This is a genomic window from Sphingomonas sp., assembly GCF_035490575.1.
In the GTDB taxonomy this organism is placed as follows: Bacteria; Pseudomonadota; Alphaproteobacteria; order Sphingomonadales; family Sphingomonadaceae; genus Sphingomonas.
Genome location: NZ_DATJLI010000058.1, coordinates 1 through 19,176 on the forward strand (window position 1 = coordinate 1; position 19,176 = coordinate 19,176).

At 66.5% G+C, this 19,176-nt stretch carries 23 protein-coding genes; 8 read left to right on the forward strand and 15 right to left on the reverse strand.

The features are described from left to right. The 3 genes from rplA to VL973_RS04180 all read left to right on the forward strand — a co-directional run. Positions 1-505: 50S ribosomal protein L1 (gene rplA / locus VL973_RS04170; RefSeq protein ID WP_325282769.1), on the forward strand; the 505-nt coding region annotated here is incomplete at its 5' end. Positions 506-620: 115 nt separating this feature from the next. Next, positions 621-1,358: a glutaredoxin gene (locus tag VL973_RS04175; protein WP_325282770.1), complete on the forward strand. Its 738-nt coding sequence runs from the start codon at positions 621-623 to the stop codon at positions 1,356-1,358. Positions 1,359-1,414: 56 nt separating this feature from the next. Then, on the forward strand, positions 1,415-1,621 hold the full coding sequence (locus VL973_RS04180; protein WP_325282771.1) for a hypothetical protein: 207 nt from the start codon (positions 1,415-1,417) through the stop codon (positions 1,619-1,621). A 17-nt stretch (positions 1,622-1,638) separates the two neighbouring features. Here the strand turns inward: VL973_RS04180 and gatB are convergent, their stop codons facing one another. The 3 genes from gatB to gatC are packed head-to-tail and all read right to left on the reverse strand — an operon-like array spanning position 1,639 to position 4,893. Then, on the reverse strand, positions 1,639-3,120 hold the full coding sequence (gene gatB, locus VL973_RS04185) for an Asp-tRNA(Asn)/Glu-tRNA(Gln) amidotransferase subunit GatB (RefSeq protein WP_325282772.1): 1,482 nt from the start codon (positions 3,118-3,120) through the stop codon (positions 1,639-1,641). A 1-nt stretch (position 3,121) separates the two neighbouring features. Then, a complete protein-coding gene (gene gatA, locus VL973_RS04190; RefSeq protein WP_325282773.1) occupies positions 3,122-4,606 on the reverse strand; it encodes an Asp-tRNA(Asn)/Glu-tRNA(Gln) amidotransferase subunit GatA in 1,485 nt (494 codons plus the stop codon). Further along, the gene (gene gatC / locus VL973_RS04195) at positions 4,606-4,893 is read right to left on the reverse strand and encodes an Asp-tRNA(Asn)/Glu-tRNA(Gln) amidotransferase subunit GatC (protein ID WP_325282774.1); all 288 of its coding nucleotides are present in this window, start codon (positions 4,891-4,893) and stop codon (positions 4,606-4,608) included. The genes gatA and gatC overlap by 1 nt, the downstream gene beginning before the upstream one ends. 141 nt (positions 4,894-5,034) lie before the next feature. Here gatC and VL973_RS04200 point away from each other — a divergent pair, with 141 nt between their 5' ends. Together VL973_RS04200 and ruvX are read left to right on the forward strand one after the other, a co-directional pair. After that, positions 5,035-6,138, forward strand: coding sequence for a DUF3089 domain-containing protein (locus tag VL973_RS04200; RefSeq protein ID WP_325282775.1), 1,104 nt, complete (start codon positions 5,035-5,037; stop codon positions 6,136-6,138). Continuing rightward, a complete protein-coding gene (ruvX, locus tag VL973_RS04205) occupies positions 6,135-6,602 on the forward strand; it encodes a Holliday junction resolvase RuvX (RefSeq protein ID WP_325282776.1) in 468 nt (155 codons plus the stop codon). Before VL973_RS04200 ends, ruvX begins: the two co-directional genes overlap by 4 nt. Here ruvX and VL973_RS04210 read toward each other — a convergent pair. Further along, positions 6,599-7,279 carry an esterase/lipase family protein gene (locus VL973_RS04210; protein WP_325282777.1) on the reverse strand — a complete coding sequence of 227 codons (681 nt, stop codon included), beginning with the start codon at positions 7,277-7,279 and terminating at the stop codon, positions 6,599-6,601. The two genes, ruvX and VL973_RS04210, sit on opposite strands and share 4 nt — an antisense overlap. Further along, positions 7,270-7,938 carry a TIGR02117 family protein gene (locus tag VL973_RS04215; protein ID WP_325282778.1) on the reverse strand — a complete coding sequence of 223 codons (669 nt, stop codon included), beginning with the start codon at positions 7,936-7,938 and terminating at the stop codon, positions 7,270-7,272. Before VL973_RS04215 ends, VL973_RS04210 begins: the two co-directional genes overlap by 10 nt. 24 nt (positions 7,939-7,962) lie before the next feature. Here VL973_RS04215 and phhA point away from each other — a divergent pair, with 24 nt between their 5' ends. Then, positions 7,963-8,844: a phenylalanine 4-monooxygenase gene (gene phhA / locus VL973_RS04220; RefSeq protein WP_325282779.1), complete on the forward strand. Its 882-nt coding sequence runs from the start codon at positions 7,963-7,965 to the stop codon at positions 8,842-8,844. A 27-nt stretch (positions 8,845-8,871) separates the two neighbouring features. Here the strand turns inward: phhA and glmS are convergent, their stop codons facing one another. Both glmS and glmU read right to left on the reverse strand, forming a co-directional pair. Then, a complete protein-coding gene (gene glmS, locus VL973_RS04225; protein ID WP_325282780.1) occupies positions 8,872-10,695 on the reverse strand; it encodes a glutamine--fructose-6-phosphate transaminase (isomerizing) in 1,824 nt (607 codons plus the stop codon). A gap of 1 nt (position 10,696) precedes the next feature. Continuing rightward, the gene (gene glmU / locus VL973_RS04230; protein WP_325282781.1) at positions 10,697-12,046 is read right to left on the reverse strand and encodes a bifunctional UDP-N-acetylglucosamine diphosphorylase/glucosamine-1-phosphate N-acetyltransferase GlmU; all 1,350 of its coding nucleotides are present in this window, start codon (positions 12,044-12,046) and stop codon (positions 10,697-10,699) included. Between the two features lie 82 nt (positions 12,047-12,128). Here glmU and VL973_RS04235 point away from each other — a divergent pair, with 82 nt between their 5' ends. After that, the gene (locus tag VL973_RS04235; RefSeq protein WP_325282782.1) at positions 12,129-12,824 is read left to right on the forward strand and encodes an HAD-IA family hydrolase; all 696 of its coding nucleotides are present in this window, start codon (positions 12,129-12,131) and stop codon (positions 12,822-12,824) included. On the opposite strand, the gene VL973_RS04240 is transcribed toward VL973_RS04235, so the two are convergent. The 4 genes from VL973_RS04240 to VL973_RS04255 are packed head-to-tail and all read right to left on the reverse strand — an operon-like array spanning position 12,806 to position 15,357. Further along, complete coding sequence (locus tag VL973_RS04240) at positions 12,806-13,810, reverse strand: nucleotidyltransferase domain-containing protein (RefSeq protein WP_325282783.1); 1,005 nt, start codon at positions 13,808-13,810, stop codon at positions 12,806-12,808. The two genes, VL973_RS04235 and VL973_RS04240, sit on opposite strands and share 19 nt — an antisense overlap. Further along, positions 13,807-14,661: an HprK-related kinase A gene (locus tag VL973_RS04245; RefSeq protein ID WP_325282784.1), complete on the reverse strand. Its 855-nt coding sequence runs from the start codon at positions 14,659-14,661 to the stop codon at positions 13,807-13,809. Before VL973_RS04245 ends, VL973_RS04240 begins: the two co-directional genes overlap by 4 nt. After that, complete coding sequence (locus tag VL973_RS04250) at positions 14,658-14,924, reverse strand: HPr-rel-A system PqqD family peptide chaperone (RefSeq protein ID WP_325282785.1); 267 nt, start codon at positions 14,922-14,924, stop codon at positions 14,658-14,660. The genes VL973_RS04245 and VL973_RS04250 overlap by 4 nt, the downstream gene beginning before the upstream one ends. 10 nt (positions 14,925-14,934) lie before the next feature. Next, a complete protein-coding gene (locus tag VL973_RS04255) occupies positions 14,935-15,357 on the reverse strand; it encodes a hypothetical protein (protein WP_414712190.1) in 423 nt (140 codons plus the stop codon). 108 nt (positions 15,358-15,465) lie between these two features. On the opposite strand from VL973_RS04255, the gene VL973_RS04260 reads away from it, so the two are divergent. Further along, positions 15,466-16,359, forward strand: coding sequence for a TraB/GumN family protein (locus tag VL973_RS04260; protein ID WP_325282786.1), 894 nt, complete (start codon positions 15,466-15,468; stop codon positions 16,357-16,359). Here the strand turns inward: VL973_RS04260 and VL973_RS04265 are convergent. The 4 genes from VL973_RS04265 to rsmI form a co-directional block, all read right to left on the reverse strand. After that, complete coding sequence (locus VL973_RS04265) at positions 16,337-16,936, reverse strand: DedA family protein (RefSeq protein WP_325282787.1); 600 nt, start codon at positions 16,934-16,936, stop codon at positions 16,337-16,339. The genes VL973_RS04260 and VL973_RS04265 overlap by 23 nt on opposite strands. A 62-nt stretch (positions 16,937-16,998) precedes the next feature. Beyond that, positions 16,999-17,955, reverse strand: a complete 957-nt coding sequence (gene gshB, locus VL973_RS04270) for a glutathione synthase (protein ID WP_325282788.1) — start codon at positions 17,953-17,955, stop codon at positions 16,999-17,001. Positions 17,956-18,009: 54 nt separating this feature from the next. Continuing rightward, positions 18,010-18,363 carry a YraN family protein gene (locus VL973_RS04275; RefSeq protein WP_325282789.1) on the reverse strand — a complete coding sequence of 118 codons (354 nt, stop codon included), beginning with the start codon at positions 18,361-18,363 and terminating at the stop codon, positions 18,010-18,012. Then, a partial coding sequence (gene rsmI / locus VL973_RS04280) for a 16S rRNA (cytidine(1402)-2'-O)-methyltransferase (protein ID WP_325282790.1) occupies positions 18,360-19,176 on the reverse strand: 817 nt, incomplete at its 5' end. The genes rsmI and VL973_RS04275, both read right to left, overlap by 4 nt.

Consider the following 19,176-nt stretch of genomic DNA (forward strand, 5'->3'; position numbering starts at 1 on the left):
GCCCAAGGGCACCGGCAAGACCGTGCGCGTTGGCGTGTTCGCCAAGGGTGCCAAGGCTGACGAAGCACGCGAAGCGGGTGCCGATGTCGTCGGCGCCGAAGACCTGATGGAAACCATCCAGGGCGGCAAGATCGACTTCGACCGCTGCATCGCGACCCCGGACATGATGGGCGTCGTCGGTCGGCTGGGCAAGATCCTGGGTCCCAAGGGCATGATGCCGAACCCCAAGCTGGGCACCGTCACCATGAATGTCGCCGAAGCCGTCAAGGCGGCCAAGGGCGGCCAGGTCGAATATCGCGTCGAAAAGGCCGGCATCATTCATTCGGGAATCGGCAAGGCGTCGTTCCCGGCCGAAGACCTGCGCGCGAACTTCGACGCGCTGGTCGACGCCGTGGTCAAGGCCAAGCCGTCGGGCGCCAAGGGCAAGTATCTGCGTAAGATCGCCGTCAGTTCCTCGATGGGTGCAGGCATCAAGGTCGACACCGCCGAGGTGTCGGGCGCCTGATCCCCGGATCATGAACAACAGAACAGGGCCGGGAGGGCGACCTCCCGGCCCTTTTTGTTTGCGCGGGGTTTAATCTGCGGACGATCGGGCCAGATGGGTGGGGAAAGGATCGCGGATGACACGGCACGGCAACGCTGCAATCTATCGCATGGTGATGGACAAGCATGTCTGTCCTTGGGGCTTGCGCGCCGTAGACCTGCTCAAACGTCACGGATATGCGGTGGAGGACCACCACCTTACCAGCCGCGACGCGACCGACGCCTTCAAGCGGCAGCATGACGTAAGGACGACGCCGCAGATCTTCATTGATGGCCGTCGCATCGGCGGACATGACGATCTGCGCCGCCACCTGGGCCTGTCGGTTCGCGATCCAAAGGCGACGACCTATCGCCCCGTGATCGCATTGTTCGCCATGGCGCTGGCGATGAGTGCGGCGATCGGCTGGACGGCGGAAGGGATGATCGCACCGGTCATGCTGGTCGAGCGGTTTATCGCGGCGTCGATGTGCCTGCTGGCGCTTCAGAAACTGCGCGATGTCGACAGCTTTGCGACCATGTTCCTCGGCTACGACCTGCTGGCAGCGCGCTGGGTGCGTTATGGCTGGATATACCCCTGGGCGGAGGGTGTTGCCGGCGTGCTGATGCTGGCCGGGGCGCTGACCTGGATTGCCGCGCCGGTCGCGCTGGTGATTGGCGGAATCGGCGCGGTCAGCGTGTTCAAGGCGGTCTATCTCGATCGGCGCGAACTGAAATGCGCTTGCGTGGGTGGCGACAGCAATGTGCCGCTCGGCTTCGTGTCGCTCACCGAAAATGTGATGATGGCCGCCATGGCGGTCTGGATGCTGGTTCGCTAATTGAGGACGAACCGGAACGACCCCCGTGCGTTGAGCCAGGGAAAGGAGCTTTCCCCATGACCGACCGTAACCGCGACGAACATCCCGACAGCGTGCCGGAGGGCCGCCCGTCCGACATCGAACGCGCCGTGAACGAAGGACGCGGCGGCCGCGATATCGAGAATGTGGCGGACGATACGACGCCGACCGAGCCAACCGTGTCGCCTGATACCGCCGGAGGATCGGGCGGCGCCGTCCGCAATCAGGACGACACCGCGCAATAACCGCCGGGGCGGCGGGGTCAGGCGTCGAGCGCTTTTTTCAGCAGCTCGTTGACGACGCCGGGATTGGCCTTGCCGCCCATCGCCTTCATCGTCTGGCCGACGAAGAAGCCGAACAGCTTGTCCTTGCCGCCGCGATAATCCGCCACCTTGTCGGCATTCGCCGCCATCACCTTGGCGATCTCCGCCTCGATCGCACCGGTGTCGCTGGTCTGCTTCAGTCCGCGTTCCTCGACGATCGTTCCCGCATCCTGGCCGGTTTCGAGCATGATCTCGAACACCTGCTTGCCCAGCGTATTCGAAATCGTGCCATCGGCAATCAAGCGCAGCAGTTCGGCACCCTGCGTCGGGCTGACCGGGCTGTTCTCAATTCCCCTGCCGATGCGATTGAGTGCGCCGAACAGGTCGGAAATCAGCCAGTTCGATGCGGCCTTTGCCGTCACCGTCGCGCCGCCCGCATCCATCAGCGCCTCGAACCAGCGCGCCGTCTCCGCCTCGGCGGTCAGCACCGCGGCGTTGTAGGGCGACAGGCCCAGTTCGCCGACGTAACGCGCACGCTTGGCATCGGGCAGTTCAGGCAGGCTGGCGCGGCATTCCGCAAGAAACGCATCGTCCAGTTCCAGCGGCAACAGGTCCGGGTCGGGGAAGTAGCGGTAATCATGCGCGTCTTCCTTCGACCGCATGGACCGCGTTTCGCCCTTGTCAGGGTCGAACAGGCGCGTTTCCTGCACGATGCGGCCACCGGCCTCCAGCACATCGACCTGACGCTGCGCCTCATATTCGATCGTCGCCATGACAAAGCGCACCGAATTCACGTTCTTGGTCTCGGTGCGCGTGCCCAGCGGCTCGCCGGGGCGTCGCACGCTGACATTCACGTCAGCGCGCATCGAGCCTTCTTCCATGTTGCCGTCGCACGACCCGACATAGCGAAGGATCGTGCGAAGCTTGCGGACATAGGCCCCAGCTTCGGCCGGCGAGGTCATGTCGGGGCGGCTGACGATTTCCATCAGCGCCACGCCCGAGCGATTGAGGTCGACATAGGAGCGCGTCGGATGCTGATCGTGCATCAGCTTGCCCGCATCCTGTTCGACATGGATGCGCTCCACCCCGATCGACTTGGTGCTCGCACCGGGATTTTTCTCATCGATCGCGATCTCGATCCGCCCCTCACCCACCAGCGGGTGGTAGAGCTGGCTGATCTGGTAGCCCTGCGGCAGATCGGCGTAGAAATAATTCTTGCGGTCGAAGCGCGACCATCTGTTGATCTGCGCCTCGATCGCCATGCCCGTGCGGACGGCCTGTCGGATGCACTCGCGATTGGGCACGGGCAACATGCCCGGCATCGCGGCATCGACAAGGCTGACCTGCGTGTTCGGCTCCGCGCCGAATGCAGTGGCGGCGCCGGAGAACAGCTTGGCGTTGGACGTGACCTGGGCGTGGACCTCAAGCCCGATGACGACTTCCCAGTCGCCGGTTGCGCCGTGAATGCGATATTCGCTCATCTTACCACCACTTGTCCGCGCGCGCGACAAAGCCCGCGCGCTGTTCGATCGCAAGACCCGCGTTCAGCACGCCCTGTTCGTCCAGCGGCCTGCCGATGACCTGAAGGCCAAGCGGCAGTCCGTGTGCGTCCACCCCGCCCGGCACGCTCATCGCGGGCAGCCCGGCGAGCGATGCGGGCACGGTGAACACGTCGTTCAGATACATGGCGATCGGGTCCGCCTGCTTTTCCCCCAGCGCGAACGCGGCCGACGGCGCGGTCGGGGTCAGCAGCACGTCGCACTGCTCCCACGCGCGCTCGAAATCCTGGGCGATCAACGCGCGGACCTTCTGCGCCTGTGTGTAATAGGCGTCGTAATAGCCCGCCGACAGCACATAGGTGCCGATCAGGATGCGGCGCTTGACCTCGTCCCCGAATCCCGCAGCGCGGGTGGCGGCATACATGTCCTGAAGGTTCGCGCCTTCGGGCAACTCACGCTGACCGAACCGCACGCCGTCATAGCGCGCCAGATTGGATGAAGCCTCTGCCGGGGCAACGATGTAGTAAGCGGGCAGCGCATATTTGGTATGCGGCAGCGACACCTCGACAATCTCGGCCCCGGCGTCGCGCATCCATTCGATGCCCTGTTGCCACAGCGCCTCGATCTCGGCGGGCATGCCGTCGACGCGATATTCCCTGGGGATACCGACGCGCTTGCCCTTCATGTCGGGCGACAGGCCCGCCTCCCATTGCGGCACGGGCAAGTAGAGAGAGGTCGAATCCTTGGCGTCGAAGCCCGACATCGCCTCAAGCATGATCGCGCAATCGCGCACGTCGCGCGCCATCGGTCCCGCCTGATCCAGCGAGGAGGCAAAGGCGACGACGCCCCAGCGCGAACAGCGGCCATAGGTCGGCTTGATGCCCGAAATGCCCACGAACGCGGCGGGCTGGCGGATCGAGCCGCCGGTGTCGGTGCCGGTCGCCGCCGGGCACAGCCGCGCGGCGATAGCCGATGCGCTGCCGCCCGACGAGCCGCCCGGCGTCAGCGCGGTATTGCCGCCGTCGTTACGCCGCCATGGGCTGATGACATTGCCGAACGCGCTCGTCTCGTTCGACGAACCCATGGCGAACTGGTCGAGGTTCAGTTTGCCCAGCATCCCCGCGCCCGCATCCCACAGCTTTTGCGAAACGGTCGATTCATAGGGGGGCGTGAACCCCTCCAATATATGACTGGCGGCGGTGGTCTGCACGCCCTTCGTCGCGAACAGGTCCTTCATGCCGATCGGCACGCCGGCCAGCGGCTTGAGCGCTTCGCCGGCGGCCTTTGCCGCGTCAGCAGCGTCAGCGGCCGCCAGCGCGTGGTCGGGCGTGTCGACGATGAAGGCGTTCAGCGCCTTCGCCCCCGCAACGGCGGCGTTGAACGCGGTCGCGACTTCGCGGGCGGAGAAATCGCCACCGCGAAACCCGTCGCGCAGGGCCGCGACGCCAAGGTCGGTCAGTTCGGTCATTATTCGATCACCTTGGGCACGGCGAAGAAACCATGTTCGGCTTGCGGCGCGTTCGCCAGCACGGCATCGCGAACGTTGCCGTCGGTCACGACATCGTCGCGCAGCCGCAGCGTGTTGGGGATGACGGCGGTCATCGGCGCGACAGCCGAGGTATCGACTTCGCCCAGTTGCTCGATCCAGCCCAGGATATTGCCCAGTTCGGGCGCGAGGCGTTCGGCCTCTTCATCGGTGATGGCAATGCGGGCGAGGCCGGCGATGCGTTTGACGGTTGCGGGTTCGACAGACATGCCGCGCGGCTAGCACCCGGTTTCGGGCGCTTCAAGCACCGCCATCAACGACACGCACGGTTGCAGCTTTCGCACAGGCAGTGCATCGAAACCGAATTGCCGCCCGCACGTTCATGCTGCATTGCACAATGGAAGCCTAAATTGGCCCGCAAGTTCCTTTATCTGGTAGCCATCCTCATCATGCTCGCGCTTGCCGCCGCCTTTGCCTATCGCCTGTTCGGAGTGCAGCTTCTGCGCCAGACGATGGTGCCGACTGCCGCGTTTGAGGCGCTGCCGCCGGTCGAGCAGAACGTCTATGCCGATGCCGACATGTGGCTGGCGCGACCCGACAAACCGGGCAATCCGGCGCTGTGGACGCCCGAGGGCTTTGCGCCCGCCACCGATCCGCGCGCAGCGGTGTTCTTCATTCACCCGACCTCCTATCTGGATCGCTCACGCTGGAACGCGCCGCTGGATGACGTGGCGGCGAATGATCGCGCGGCACTGTTCCTGCGCGGACAGGCATCGGCGTTCAACGCGGTTGGCGCCATCTGGGCACCGCGTTATCGGCAGGCGACATTCGGCGCGTTCCTGACCAATGCGGAGGCTGCAAATCGCGCGCTGGACCTTGCTTATGGCGATGTGCTGAGCGCGTTCGACCGCTTCCTTGTCGAAACCGGGGACGATCGCCCGATCATTCTGGCCGGACACAGCCAGGGCGCGCTGCACCTGTCGCGGCTGCTCAAGGACCGGGTGGCGGACAAGCCGGTCGCCGACCGCATCGTCGCCGCCTATGTCGTGGGCTGGCCGATCTCGCGCACGTCCGACCTGCCCGAAATGGGGCTGCCCGAATGTCAGCGCGCCGATCAGGCGGGGTGCATCCTGTCGTGGCAGAGCTTTGCCGAACCGGCCGATCCGTCGCTGATCCTGGAAACCTTCGACGCGACCACCGGCTTCAACGGCACGCGCCGCGCGGGCACGCCGATGGTGTGCACCAACCCCATCACCGGCAATGCGGGCGATGCGGCATCGGCGGAGGCCAATCTGGGCGCGCTGTTTCCCTCGGCCGATCTGACCAGCGCGACGCTGGAAGCAGGCCGCGTGCCCGCGCGGTGCGAGGGGCGCGGGTTGCTGATGATCGGCAGCCCGCCTGATCTCGGCAATTACGTGTTGCCGGGCAATAATTATCACGTGTTCGACTACAGCCTGTTCTGGGGCAATATCCGGGCCGATGCGGCGCGGCGGCTGGCGGCGTTCGGCGCTTGATCGCGACGCTTGCGGCTGACTTCGCGGCTGCCCTGCCCGATGGCGGGCGGCTGATCGGGCTGGATGTCGGCACCAGGACCATCGGCACCGCGCTGTGTGATGCGGGCTGGAGCTTTGCCAGCACCGCGCCGCTGATCCGCCGGACGAAGTTCACGGCGGACAAGGCGGCGCTGGCCGAACTGATCGCCAAGCAGGCGGTGCGCGGCATCGTCATCGGCCTGCCGCTCAACATGGACGGCACCGACAGCCCGCGCACGCAATCGACGCGCGCCTTTGCGCGGAACCTCGCCGACCTGTCGCTGCCGATCCTGCTGTGGGACGAACGCTGGTCGACCGTCGCGGTCGAGCGACTGATGATCGAGCAGGATCTGAGCCGCGCCAAGCGGGCCGAGCGCGTCGATTCGCTGGCAGCCGCGCACATCCTGCAAGCCGCGATCGACGCGCTGGCGAACCTGCCGCGTTAAACCGCAAGCGCGGCGGCAACCGCGCGCAGCACCTTTGGATTGAACTGCACCCACAAATGACTGGCGCGCACCGCCACCGCGCTGCAATCATCGCCGTGGCATTGCTCGCCGCCAACCAGACCGTCCGCCGCGCTCCAGATCGCGGTGGCGGGAACGGGCAGCGCCGCCGCCGCTTCGGCAAGCAGCGCTGTGACCTGCGCCCGGTCGAGGTTCAGGCACCGGCGATAGACCGGCCACATCGGCATGTGCTCCGGCGGCCCGGCAAAGGGCGCGCTAACCGTCACGACGCTCGACACAAGGTCCGGCAATCGCCGTGCCGCGATGCGCGCCATCACGCCGCCCAGGCTGATGCCGACCAGAGCAACCGGTCGCCCCGTGCGCGCCGCCCGCTGCTCGATCGCGGCGAGCAGCCGCGCGCCATTTGCACCCACGGTGCGCTGCCCCAGATTACGACCCAGGCCCCAGCCCGCCACGTCATGCTCCAGCGTGGACAGGTAATGCCGCAGCACCATGTTCGACCGATCACCGTTGAACAGACCGGGCAGCAGCATGACCGGCCCGCCATCACCGCGCGGCGCATCCGCCAGCGCGCGCCATTCGACCGGCAATCGAGCGATACCGGCAAGGCCGCGCGGCACCTCGCCCAGCATCATTCGCGCGCGGGGGGTCAGAGCCACCACATCACCGTGCCCGAAAATGGCGTCCAGCGGCCCATCGGCACCTCCGCAGCGCGCAGCGCCTGCCCGGTCCAGGCATTGCAGGTGCGGATCGCGCTGTAATGCCCGCGCGCCGGATAGAAGGCGTCCCACCCGCCATAGCCATGCGTGGCCCGGCCGGTCGCAAGACTGCCGCGGATAAAGGCGACCAGCCGCGCGAACTGCCGCGGCCGCAACAGCACGCGACGCACCGCCGGGCCGCCGCGCGGCGCGGCGACGTGCTCGACATGCAGCACCGTGTCGTCGCTGCCGATCGCTGCGGCGATGACCGTCGACGGACGCACATCGCCCCAGGTCGGCGTTTCCAGATAAAAGGCCCGGTCCCCCCATCCGATCGCCAGCCAGCGATGCCCGGCAAAGCGCGGGTCGGCCAGATCGCCGGCGGCGAAGCGCGCGACCAGATCGTCGGGCAACGCATCCTTGGACAACACGATGCCCGTATGGATGCCGTTATCCTCGACCCAGACCGGGATGCCGGTCGCCGGCGACATGGTCGCGCCCGGCGCCGCGATCGCGCCGCCGATCCAGCCCGCCGCCCAATAGCCCTGAACGATCACAGCGACCGCCAGCAGCAATCCCGCCATGGCGCCCGCCAATCCTTTCAGCCTGTTCAGTTTCACGCGTCCTGCCACTATATTCCCTTGATGACCGCTGAAACGCATATCCACGACGCCCCGCCGGCGGGCGCCGCCGCCGACTGGACCATCCCACAGAATTGGGACGCCTTCACGGCCGAGGAACATGGCGTGTGGGACACGCTGTTCGACCGGCAGGCCCGGCTGCTGCCCGGTCGTGCATCAAGCGCCTATCTGCGCGGGCTGGAGGCGCTCAAGCTGTCGGAGTCGGGCATCCCGAACTTTGACGATTTGTCGGAACGGCTGATGAAGCTGACCGGGTGGCAGGTCGTGGCCGTACCCGGCCTGGTGCCCGATGACGTGTTCTTCGACCACATGGCCAATCGCCGCTTCGTGTCGGGCAATTTCATCCGCCGCGCCGACCAGCTCGATTATCTTCAGGAACCCGACGTTTTTCATGACGTGTTCGGGCACGTGCCGATGCTGGCCGATCCGGTATTCGCCGATTATCTCGCGGCCTATGGGCGCGGCGGACTGCGGGCGCTGGCGCTCGGCGCATTGCCCCAACTGTCGCGGCTTTACTGGTATACGGTCGAGTTCGGCCTGGTTCAGGAGGCCGAGGGGCTTCGCATCTTCGGCGCGGGGATCGTATCGTCATCGGCCGAAAGCGTGTTCGCGCTGGACGATGCCAGCCCCAACCGCATCGGCTTCGACTTGGCACGCGTGATGCGGACAGAATATCGGATTGACGATTTCCAGCAGAATTATTTCGTCATTCCCAGCTTTGAAGAACTGCTGCGCGTCACCGTCGAGACCGACTTTGCGCCGCTTTACGAGCAAATCCGCCCCCTGCCCTCGATCCCGGTCGGCGAGATTGTCGAAGGCGATGACGTAATCCACCGCGGCACGCAGGCCTATGCACAGCGCAAGGCGCAGACCGCCATCGCCTGACTGACCCCCGCCCGCCGGGCGTGACGGTTATTCGACCGTCACGCTTTTCGCCAGATTGCGCGGCTGATCGACGTCGGTGCCCTTGGCTACGGCGACGTGATAAGCGAGCAACTGCACCGGCACGGCATAGACAATCGGTGCGATCAGCGGGTGCACCTTGGGCATGGTGATGGTCGCGACACAGCCCTCGCCCGCCGCCTGAATACCGTCATAGTCGGAGATCAGCACGACCTTGCCGCCGCGCGCCTGAACCTCCTGCATGTTCGACACGGTCTTGTCGAACAGTGGTCCCGACGGGGCGATGACAATGACGGGGACGGCATCATCGATCAACGCGATCGGCCCATGCTTCATTTCGCCCGCCGCGTAACCTTCGGCGTGGATGTAGCTGATTTCCTTGAGCTTCAACGCGCCTTCCAGCGCCAGCGGATAATCGGTGCCCCGGCCCAGATACAACACGTCGCGGGCCGCGGCGATCACGCCTGACATCGCCTCGATCGCTTCGTCATAGGCCAGCGCCCCGTTGATCGACGCCGGTGCTTCGGCCAGATGGCGGACGATCTCGCGTTCCTCCTCCTCGCTCAACCGCCCCTTGGCCTTGGCGAGATTGGCGGCGAGCGCGGCCAGGACCGCCAGTTGGCAAGTGAACGCCTTGGTCGATGCCACGCCGATCTCTGGCCCGGCGTGGGTCGGCAGCAACAGGTCGGCCTCCCGCGCCATCGAACTGGTCGGCACGTTGACGACGGCGGCGATCGTCTGCCCCTCCGTCTTGGCATGACGCAGCGCGGCCAGCGTATCGGCGGTTTCGCCCGACTGGCTGATGACGATCATCAACCCGCCCGGCTCCATCACGGGCGCGCGATACCGGAACTCCGACGCGACATCGATGTCCACCGGCACGCGGGCGAACTGTTCGAACCAGTATTTGGCGACCATGCCGGCGTAAAAGCTGGTGCCGCACGCGACGATCGTCACCCGGCGCACGCCCGACAGGTCGAAATCGGGGATCGGCAGCGCGATCTTGCCCTCCAGCCGCTGGAGGTAGGAGCGCAGGGTCTGGGCAACGACGATCGGCTGCTCGAAGATTTCCTTCTGCATGAAATGGCGGTGATTGCCCTTGTCGATCAGCGCGCCGGTAAGGCCGCTGGTCGTCACGGGACGTTCGACGGGGGCGTTCTGCTGGTCGTAGATCTGCGTGCCTTGAGGCGTCAGCACTACCCAGTCGCCCTCTTCCAGATAAGCGACGCGCTGTGTCAGCGGGGCCAGCGCCAAAGCGTCGGACCCCAGGAACATCTCGCCATCGCCATGCCCGACGACCAGCGGCGAGCCGAGCCGCGCGCCGATCAGCAATTCCCGGTGGTCGCGAAACAGGATAGCCAGGGCAAAGGCGCCGTGCAGGCGCGGCAACACCGAACGCACCGCCGCAACGGGGTCGCCGGTTTCATCCAGCGCCTGGTCGATCAGATGCGCGACCACTTCGGTATCGGTCTGGCTGAGGAAACTGCGCCCTTGCGCGATCAATTCATCCCGCAGCGGCTTGAAGTTCTCGATGATGCCGTTGTGCACGACGCTGACGGCACCCGCGACATGGGGGTGGGCATTGTCCTCGGTCGGGGCGCCGTGCGTTGCCCAGCGGGTATGGGCGATGCCGACATGGCCGGGCAGCGGATCTTCGACCAGGCGGCGGCCCAGATTGGCCAGCTTGCCCTGCGCGCGACGTCGTTCGATCGCGCCGTTGTGCAACGTGGCGATGCCCGCCGAGTCATAGCCGCGATATTCCAGCCGCTTCAGCCCGTCGAACAAGCGATCGGCGACGTCCGTGGTCCCCAGGATTCCGACAATTCCGCACATTTTACTTCGCCGCCTTTCGCGCCTTCATCATCGAACGGAAACGGGCCGCCCATCCCGCACGCATTTCCTGACGCCCGCGCGCCAGTGCCAGCGCGTCGCGTTCGACATCTTTGGTCACGACCGAACCCGCGCCGACGATGGCGCCGTCCCCCACCGAAACCGGTGCCACCAGCGCCGAGTTCGATCCGATAAAGGCCCCCTCGCCGATCACGGTGCGATATTTGAAGAAGCCGTCATAATTGCACGTGATCGTGCCCGCGCCGATATTCGCACCCGCCCCCACATCCGCATCGCCGATATAGCTGAGGTGATTGGCCTTGGCCCCTTCCCCTAGCACTGCCTTTTTCAGTTCGACGAAATTGCCGACCCTGGCGTCGCGACCGATCTCGGCGCCCGGACGCAACCGGGCATAGGGGCCGATCCCGGCGCCGGTCGCAATCGAGCATCCTTCCAGATGCGAGAAACCGTGGATGACCACGCCGTCGTCGATGCTGACGCCGGGGCCGAACCACACATTCGGCTCGACCGTGACGTCGCGGCCAAGGCGCGTGTCGTGCGAAAACCAGACGGTCTCCGGCGCGATCAGCGTCGCGCCTTCGGCCATGGCCCTCGCGCGCCGCTGCGACTGCCATTCCGCCTCCAGCGCGGCGAGTTCGCCGCGGCTGTTGACGCCCGTCACCTCGACCGCATCAGTCTCGATCACGGCCGACGCACGACCGTCACCCGATGCAAGCATCACAATGTCGGGAAGATAATATTCGCCTGCCGCGTTGTCGTTGCCGACGCGCGACAGCAGCGCGAACAGGTCCTCGCCGCGCACCGCCATCAGGCCTGAATTGCAAAGCGTGACCGCGCGTTCAGCGTCGCTCGCATCCTTGTATTCGACCATGCAATCGATCCGACCCGCATCGTCGGCGATTACCCGGCCATAGGCGCCAGGGTCGGCGGGCCGGAAGCCCAGCACGACACAGGCCGGAGCGTCAGACGCCTGAAGCCGGTCGAGCATCGCGCGCATCGTTTCCGCCCGGACCAGCGGCACGTCGCCGTAAAGGATCAGCACATCGCCCGAAAACCCGTCGAGCGCGCCTTGGGCCTGCGCGACCGCATGACCCGTGCCCAGCTGTTCGGCCTGATGCGCGATAGCGACGCCGCGCCCGGCGACCGCCGCCTCAACCTGTTCGCGCCGGTCGCCGACGACGACGACCTGCCGCTCTGCACCCAGTTGCGACACGCTGTCGAGCAGTTGCAGCAGCATGGGCTTACCCGCGATCGGGTGCAGCACCTTGTGCCGGTCGGATCGCATCCGGGTGCCGCGACCGGCGGCAAGGACGATGGCGGCAATCGGTCGCATCCTGTTCCTTTCACTGGCGTTCGGCTCGCCGCTGCCACGAAAGCCTTGCCATTTCCATAGCCGAGCGGGCATCGACGCGCGCATGAGCGCATTTCCCTTCCAGATCGTCGGCTTCGACCTCGACGGCACCTTGTTCGACACGTCCGCCGACCTGACCCGCGCGGTCAATCATGCATTGTCGCTGGCGGGACGCCCCGCGCTTTCGGTCGAGATGGTCAAGCCGATGATCGGGCGCGGTGCACGCCATATGCTGGGCGAAGGGCTGCGCGCGTCGGGGGGCTGCGACGAAGCATTGCTGAGCGAACTACATCCCGAACTGCTGCGCTTCTACGAGGCGAATATCTCGGCCGGAACGGTGGCGTATCCGGGTCTTTTCAACGCGCTGGACGCGCTGGCCGAACGCAGCGTGCGGGTGGGGATCGTCACCAACAAGCTGTTCGGACTGGCCCAAAAGCTGATCGCCGAACTCGGCCTTGCTCACCGGTTCGAGGTGGTGCTGGGTGGCGATTCACTGGGACCGGGCAAGGCGAAACCCGCGCCCGACCTGATCGCGGCGATGGTCGAGCGGATGGGCGGCGGGCACGCTGCCTTTGTCGGTGATTCGATCTATGATGTCGGCGCCGCCCATGCAGCAGGCATTCCGGCGGTGGCGGTCAGTTTCGGCTTCATGATGCAGCCGGTCGCCGAACTGGGCGCCGATGCGGTGATCGATCATTATGACGAGTTGCTGCCCACGCTGGAGCGGCTGGGCAACGCAGGTCAGCCGACCGGGCGATAGCCCTTGCGCCACTTGGTCCACAGATGCCGCGCGAGCATGGCCGGCGGCATCCGCAGCCAGTGGCCGCGCAGGTAGAAGGCGAACTCGGTCAGCTTGCGCCGCTGACGCCCCCAGCCGTCACGGCCCAGCAACCGGCGCATGAACAGCCAGTCGATCGGCGTGAGTGCCGCGCCGTCGTCGTAAAGGGCAGCCGCCAGCCGGATCGCGCGATCCATATGCGGCGCCAGCCCGTGATACGCCGCCCGCACCCGCAAGCGCTCACGAAAATCGGGCGCGTCGAAATCGGCCAGCAGGCAATGGATGTCCCACAGGTTCCGTAAGCCCCCGGCCAGGTCGCCATCGGCCAGCAAATGCGCGACCGCATGGACAATCACATCCTCCCGCCCCAGCATCGCGATACCGTCGCGCAGCTCGGTTCGCGCTGCGATCAGTGCATCGGCATGGGGACGCGGGCGGGCGGTCAGCGGCAAGATGGTGTGATGCACGTCGATCATCCGGTCGCGCTCTCGGTGGATCATCGGCGGGAGTTCGTGCATCCAGCGACGATAATAGGCGTCGTCATAGGGATCGGGTTTCACCCATTCCCAGCCGGCCGCAATTAATGCCTCCTCGGCCGCGTCGAGGGACGCGTGGGGCACGAGAATGTCGAGGTCGCCGATATGACGCCCGGCACCCGCGCTGAGCCCCGCTGCGACAAATGCCGTTCCCTTCAACAGGATGACCGGAATGCCGAGGGGTGCGAGCGCGCGGCGTGCCATTTCCGCTTCCCACAACGCGGCGATGCGCCCCTGTTCCGCCGATGCGGACGCGTCCGCCAGAATGGCGGCGACCGCCCCCGGCATCGGCAACCCCTGCACCCGGCAGGCCAGCGTGCCGGCCATCTGCTCGGCTCGCGCCGCCGCGATCAGGCTGGTCCAGCTTCCCGCGTCAAGCGACGTTACCGATGACGGATCGCGCAGCGCCGCGACCAGCAGTCGGGCCGTCACCTTGCCAACTCCTCGACCTGCGCCAAGGCCGTCTCCGCATCGGGATAGTCGATCGCCGTCGCGGGCACGCCCTGCACCAGTCGCACCAGCGCATTGAACCCGCGTTCGCCAAGTGCCACATAGTTGGTCGACGCCTGTGTCAGCCGGACAAAGGTTTCAGCCGGCGGCACCTGTCGCTGCGCGGGTGCATGGCCGAAGCGGGGAAAAACGATATGAGCGGGCGTCGCGGCCGCGTCCATCCGCTCGATCGCCTGGCAGTCGGGAACCAGGTGGCGAATGTCACCCTTGGGCGTGCCTCGTTGTTCCGGACCAAAGCGGCCACCCGGCAATGCACGCTGAAGCACGCCCACACTTTCGTTCTTGAGGCTTATGAGCCGCGGAAACCCGTGGACCAATCCGGTTTCGGGATCCAGCAACGCGAACTCGTCGCCCATCAGCCGCCATCCGCGCGTCATCAGCAGCGCCGCCAGCGTCGACTTGCCCGCGCCCGACACGCCTGTCATCAAGACCGCGCGTCCGCCCCGCTCGACGCAGGAGGCGTGGAGCAACAGGTATCGCCGCTGCGCCAGCGCCATTTGCAGGTTCATGCCCATTTCCGCCGCCAGCAGCCCCAGACGGAGTGGCAGCGGGGCTGCGTCGGGAATGGTGAAATCGCCGCCGATCATCACGGCGGGCCGGATGAAACGCCGCCATGGCCGTGCGGCGAACAGCCGCACGCTGAAATCGGGCACGTCGTCGCGCGGGTGGGGATAATCGGCATAGAGCGAGCGCAACTCGTCTATGGGTGCGCGCCAGTCCGAACCGACGCGAAAGCCGACCGGACCGATCCGCACCGCGAACCGATGTTTCATGCGATCTCGACCAGGCCGACCGAAGCCAGCTCGTCCAGCCGCGCCGCGAGTGAAATCGGGTGGGGATCGAGCAGGTCGTATCGCTCGACCAACCGGCTCAGCAGCGCCTCGACGCTCAACGTGTCACCGCCCAGCGCGGCCAGCAATTCGGGGACCGGCGATTCGACCAGATGCGTCTGTCCCGATGGCCGGTGATAGATCGCCGTCAGCCAGTCGAGCGGCACGACGCGCAGCAGTGCCGGGTCGGCCGCACGATACCGCATCGACGCGCGCTCAGGCGCGCGGCATCTGGAGCGAGGCGAAGCAGGTAAAGCCGCTCGTCCCCTGCTGAAGCCGGCGGATATAATTGGTATAGGCGCGGCTGCGTTCCCATTCGGTGCCGGGCAGCGTGCCGCCGTTCAGCGCGCGCTTCACCTCTTCACCCGTGAACGGCCGCCCGGCAGCGGGAAAGGCGCCCTTGGTCCCGGCGGGCACGACCTTGCCATCAGGCGCGATGTAATTGCCCGCGCGAGCGGCGTCGGGCACCTGTATCTGGCACGTTGAGATCGACGCTGCGGTCTGCGCCAGCGCCGGTCGAACCGACATCACCGCCGATGCACCGGCAGCGCCCAGCATCAGCGCGCGGCGGCCCATTTGCGGGGCGGCGGCAGCATCGCTCTCGGCAACGGGCGGAACGGACGGTTCGTCAGTCATCATCGCCACCATCATGGCCCGCGCACCGTTTCGCAATGGTTAAATCGGCGCACCACCCAAGCAAATCGGGACACGACGCCGGGATGACAAGACGCTAGAGAATTGTGGGTCATGCCGTTCCGCCTGATCCTTGCCCTCGCTGCGCTGGTGCTTGCCGGTCCCGCCGCGCCGCCGCCACCGGTCCCGGCCGACCCACCGCTCTGGATCGTGCGCGACGACGATACCGTCATCTATCTTTTCGGCAGCGTGCATTGGCTCAAATCCGAGGTCGAGTGGTTCGACGACGAAGTTCGCGCCGCGTTCGAGCGCGCGGATCAACTTGTCCTCGAAACGCCGCCGGTCGATCCAGCCGAAGCGCGCCGCACCCAGGACGCAATCGGCAAGACCACCGATGGGCCGACGCTGCCCGAAAGGCTGCCTGCGGCTTACCGCCCAAAGCTGGCTGCCGCGCTTGCCGAGCTTGGCTATCCGTCCGGCGCGTTCGATCGGGTCAAACCGTGGTTGGCGGCCACAACGCTATCGGTGCTGCCGCTGCGTCGTCGCGGTTACTCGTCCGATGCGGGCGTGGAAACGGTGCTGACCGCCGCCGCCCGGCGTGCCGACATCGCGATCATCGGACTGGAGCCGCGCATTGAGCAACTCGGCTATTTCGACACGCTGCCGCAGGCCGCGCAACTGGCGATGCTGACCCGGCAACTCGATAACATGGACCAGACCGGCGATTCGACCGACGCGGTGCTGGCGGCGTGGATAGCGGGTGATGTCGCCGCGCTGGGTCGCATCGTCGATGCCGATCAGCGTGAAAGCTCGGCCGATTTCGGCAAGGCGATCCTGACCGATCGCAACCGGCGCTGGGCGGCGTGGATCAAGCGACGGCTCGACACGCCGGGCACCGTGTTCATGGCAGTGGGCGTTGGCCATCTGAGCGGCAGCGACACCGTTCAACGCGCCCTCGCCCGGTTGGGCCAGCCGGTCCGGCGCGTCAGGCCTGCGGGCGCCAGGTGATGACGCGGTAGAGATACAGGACCACGACGGCGACCATCATCACGATCGCAACGGGACCATAATAACGCTCGAACGTGCCGAATTCGTTCTTGAGGATATAGCCCGCGCCGATCAGCACCGAGTTCCAGATCGCGGTGCCCAGCGTCGTCCAGAACAGGAACTTGATCTGCGACATGCGGAGCATCCCGGCGGGCAGCGAGATCATCGTGCGGACGGTGGGCAGGAACCGCGCCCAGAACACGATCACCCGATCGTAACGGGTGAACACGCCGATGATCTTCTCAACCTCCGCCCAGTCGAGCGTCAGCCAGCGGCCATAGCGGTCGATCAGCGGCTTGAACCGCGCGTAGCCAACGATACGGCCGAACCAATACCAGACCCAGTTGCCCAGCACCGCGCCGACCGTGCCGGCCGCCACCGCCTCGCCAAAGCCCAGCCGGCCGTCGGCGACGGCCATGCCGGTCAGGCCCATGATGACTTCCGACGGGATCGGCGGAAACACATTTTCGAGGAACATGGCGATCGCGATGCCCAGATAGCCCCAGGCGCCGACGAGTTCGATCAGGCGGTCGGTCATGCAGTTCCTCAAGCTGGCGGTCGCGGGCCTGATAGGCGCGCGACCGCCGCCGCGCAATCGCTCTAGCGACGCGCCGCCAGCCGCGCGTCGATCGCGTTCCAGATCGCGCCCGCCGTGTCGGTGCCGTTGAAACGGTCGATCGCCACGATCCCGGTCGGTGACGTGACGTTGATTTCGGTCAGCCATTCGCCGCCGATCACATCGATCCCGACAAAGATCAGCCCGCGACGCTTCAATTCCGGCGCGAGCGCGGCGCAGATTTCGCGCTCTCGCAACGTCAGCTCCGCCGCTTCGGCACGACCCCCGACCGCGAGGTTGGAGCGAATCTCCCCTTCGCCCGGCAAGCGATTGATGGCCCCCGCCACCTCGCCGTCGACCAGCACGATGCGCTTGTCGCCCTTGGCCACGCCGGGGAGGAACGCCTGCACCATGTGCGGTTCGCGCCAGGCGGTGTTGAACACCTCGATCAGCGAGGACAGGTTCTGGCCGTTCCCGTCGATCTTGAAAATCGCCTTTCCGCCATTGCCGTGCAGCGGCTTGATGACGACCGAGCCATGCGTCGCCAGGAACGCGCGCGCTTCCTCGGTTTCGCGCGTCACAAGCGTCGGCGGCATGAAGCGGGCGTAATCCAGCACCCAGACCTTTTCCGGCGCGTTGCGGACATTGGCCGGGTCGTTCACCACCAGCGTCCGGTCGGCGATCCGCTCAAGCAGATGGGTGGCCGTGATGTAGCCGAGGTCGAACGGCGGGTCCTGTCGCATCAGCACGACATCGGCTTCGTCGCCCAGGTCCAGCCGCACCGGATCGCCCAGCGTGAAGTGATCGCCCGGAACGGGCCGCACCTCGACCGGGCGGGCATTGACCCACAGTTGCCCGTCGGACCAGTTCAACTGATCGGCCGTATAGTGGAACAGCCGGTGCCCACGCGCCTGTGCCGCCAGCATCAGCGCAAAGGTCGAATCGCCCGCAATATTGATGCCCGCTATCGGGTCCATCTGCACGGCAACGGTCAGGGCCATTCATTCCTCCAGCGCAACTTCGGCGGCGGGCCTTATGCCGACCCGCCCCACCTGTCATCCGATCCAGGCATTCTCGATATGGCGTGGCAGGTGGCCCGGCGCCAGCAGCAGCACGTCGATCCGCACATCGTCGCCGGGCTGTGCGTGGGCGGGCGCAAGTATCTCCGCCGCCGCCGCGACGCGGTTCAGACGCGCCATGTCGATCGCATGGTCGAGTTCGGCGGCGGTGGCGCGGACCTTTACCTCGACAAAAGCGACCATGCCGGGGCGGCGGGCGATCAGGTCGACCTCACCCGCCGGGGTCCGCACGCGCTGCGCGACGATGGTCCAGCCCTTCAGCCGCAGATACCATGCCGCCTGGTCCTCGCCGCGCCGTCCGCGTGCCTCGGCGGCGTGGCGGTCCCTCAAGCCTCGCCCTTCAATGCCATGGCGCGGGCGTAGAGTTCGCGCCGGTCGAGCTTCAGCCGCTTGGCCACTTCGCCCGCGGCCTTGGCCGGGGACAGCCGGGTCAGCGCCTCGACCAGCGCGGTGTCGACATCCCCGGCGGCGGCGGGCGGCGGCGCCTCGGGCGGGGCGACGATGACGACGATCTCGCCCTTTGGCGGCGCATCGGCATAGCGCGCCGCCAGTTCGGACAGGCGGCCGGTCACGCATTCCTCGAACCGCTTGGTGATCTCCCGCGCCACCCCGGCCTCCCGGTCGCCCAATCCTTCGGCCAGTGCCGACAGGCAGGCCGACAGGCGCGGTCCCGATTCATAGAGGATCAGCGTCGCACGGATGGCTGCGACCTCGGCAATCGCCTCCATACGGGCATGGGCCCTGGACGGCAGGAAGCCGATGAACAGGAACCGGTCAGTCGGCAGCCCCGCCAGCGTCAGCGCCGCGACTGCCGCGCAAGGGCCGGGCACCGTCACCACCAGGTGCCCCGCCGCCCGCGCATCGCGCACCAGCTTGTAACCGGGATCGGAAATCAGCGGCGTGCCCGCATCGCTGACCAGCGCGACCACTTCGCTCCCCATGCGTGCGATCAGGCCGGGGCGCACGCCATCGGCGTTGTGATCGTGATAGGGCGTCATCGGCCGCTTCACCCCGATATGGCGCAACAGCCCCGCCGTCACGCGGCTGTCCTCGACGGCGACCACATCGGCGTGCGAAAGAATGTGCGCGGCACGCGGCGACAAGTCACCGAGATTGCCGATCGGGGTGGCGACGATATAGAGG

Coding starts and splice junctions, on each gene's coding strand:
- VL973_RS04250 (WP_325282785.1), bottom strand. CDS start 14,924: ATGCGGTATCGTGCGGCCGACCCGGCACTGCTGCGCGTCGTGCCGCTC.
- gshB (WP_325282788.1), bottom strand. CDS start 17,955: ATGGCCCTGACCGTTGCCGTGCAGATGGACCCGATAGCGGGCATCAAT.
- glmU (WP_325282781.1), bottom strand. CDS start 12,046: ATGCGACCGATTGCCGCCATCGTCCTTGCCGCCGGTCGCGGCACCCGG.
- VL973_RS04235 (WP_325282782.1), top strand. CDS start 12,129: ATGAGCGCATTTCCCTTCCAGATCGTCGGCTTCGACCTCGACGGCACC.
- VL973_RS04260 (WP_325282786.1), top strand. CDS start 15,466: ATGCCGTTCCGCCTGATCCTTGCCCTCGCTGCGCTGGTGCTTGCCGGT.
- gatC (WP_325282774.1), bottom strand. CDS start 4,893: ATGTCTGTCGAACCCGCAACCGTCAAACGCATCGCCGGCCTCGCCCGC.
- VL973_RS04265 (WP_325282787.1), bottom strand. CDS start 16,936: ATGACCGACCGCCTGATCGAACTCGTCGGCGCCTGGGGCTATCTGGGC.
- gatA (WP_325282773.1), bottom strand. CDS start 4,606: ATGACCGAACTGACCGACCTTGGCGTCGCGGCCCTGCGCGACGGGTTT.
- VL973_RS04175 (WP_325282770.1), top strand. CDS start 621: ATGACACGGCACGGCAACGCTGCAATCTATCGCATGGTGATGGACAAG.
- phhA (WP_325282779.1), top strand. CDS start 7,963: ATGACCGCTGAAACGCATATCCACGACGCCCCGCCGGCGGGCGCCGCC.
- VL973_RS04180 (WP_325282771.1), top strand. CDS start 1,415: ATGACCGACCGTAACCGCGACGAACATCCCGACAGCGTGCCGGAGGGC.
- glmS (WP_325282780.1), bottom strand. CDS start 10,695: ATGTGCGGAATTGTCGGAATCCTGGGGACCACGGACGTCGCCGATCGC.
- gatB (WP_325282772.1), bottom strand. CDS start 3,120: ATGAGCGAATATCGCATTCACGGCGCAACCGGCGACTGGGAAGTCGTC.
- VL973_RS04255 (WP_414712190.1), bottom strand. CDS start 15,357: ATGATGACTGACGAACCGTCCGTTCCGCCCGTTGCCGAGAGCGATGCT.
- VL973_RS04245 (WP_325282784.1), bottom strand. CDS start 14,661: ATGAAACATCGGTTCGCGGTGCGGATCGGTCCGGTCGGCTTTCGCGTC.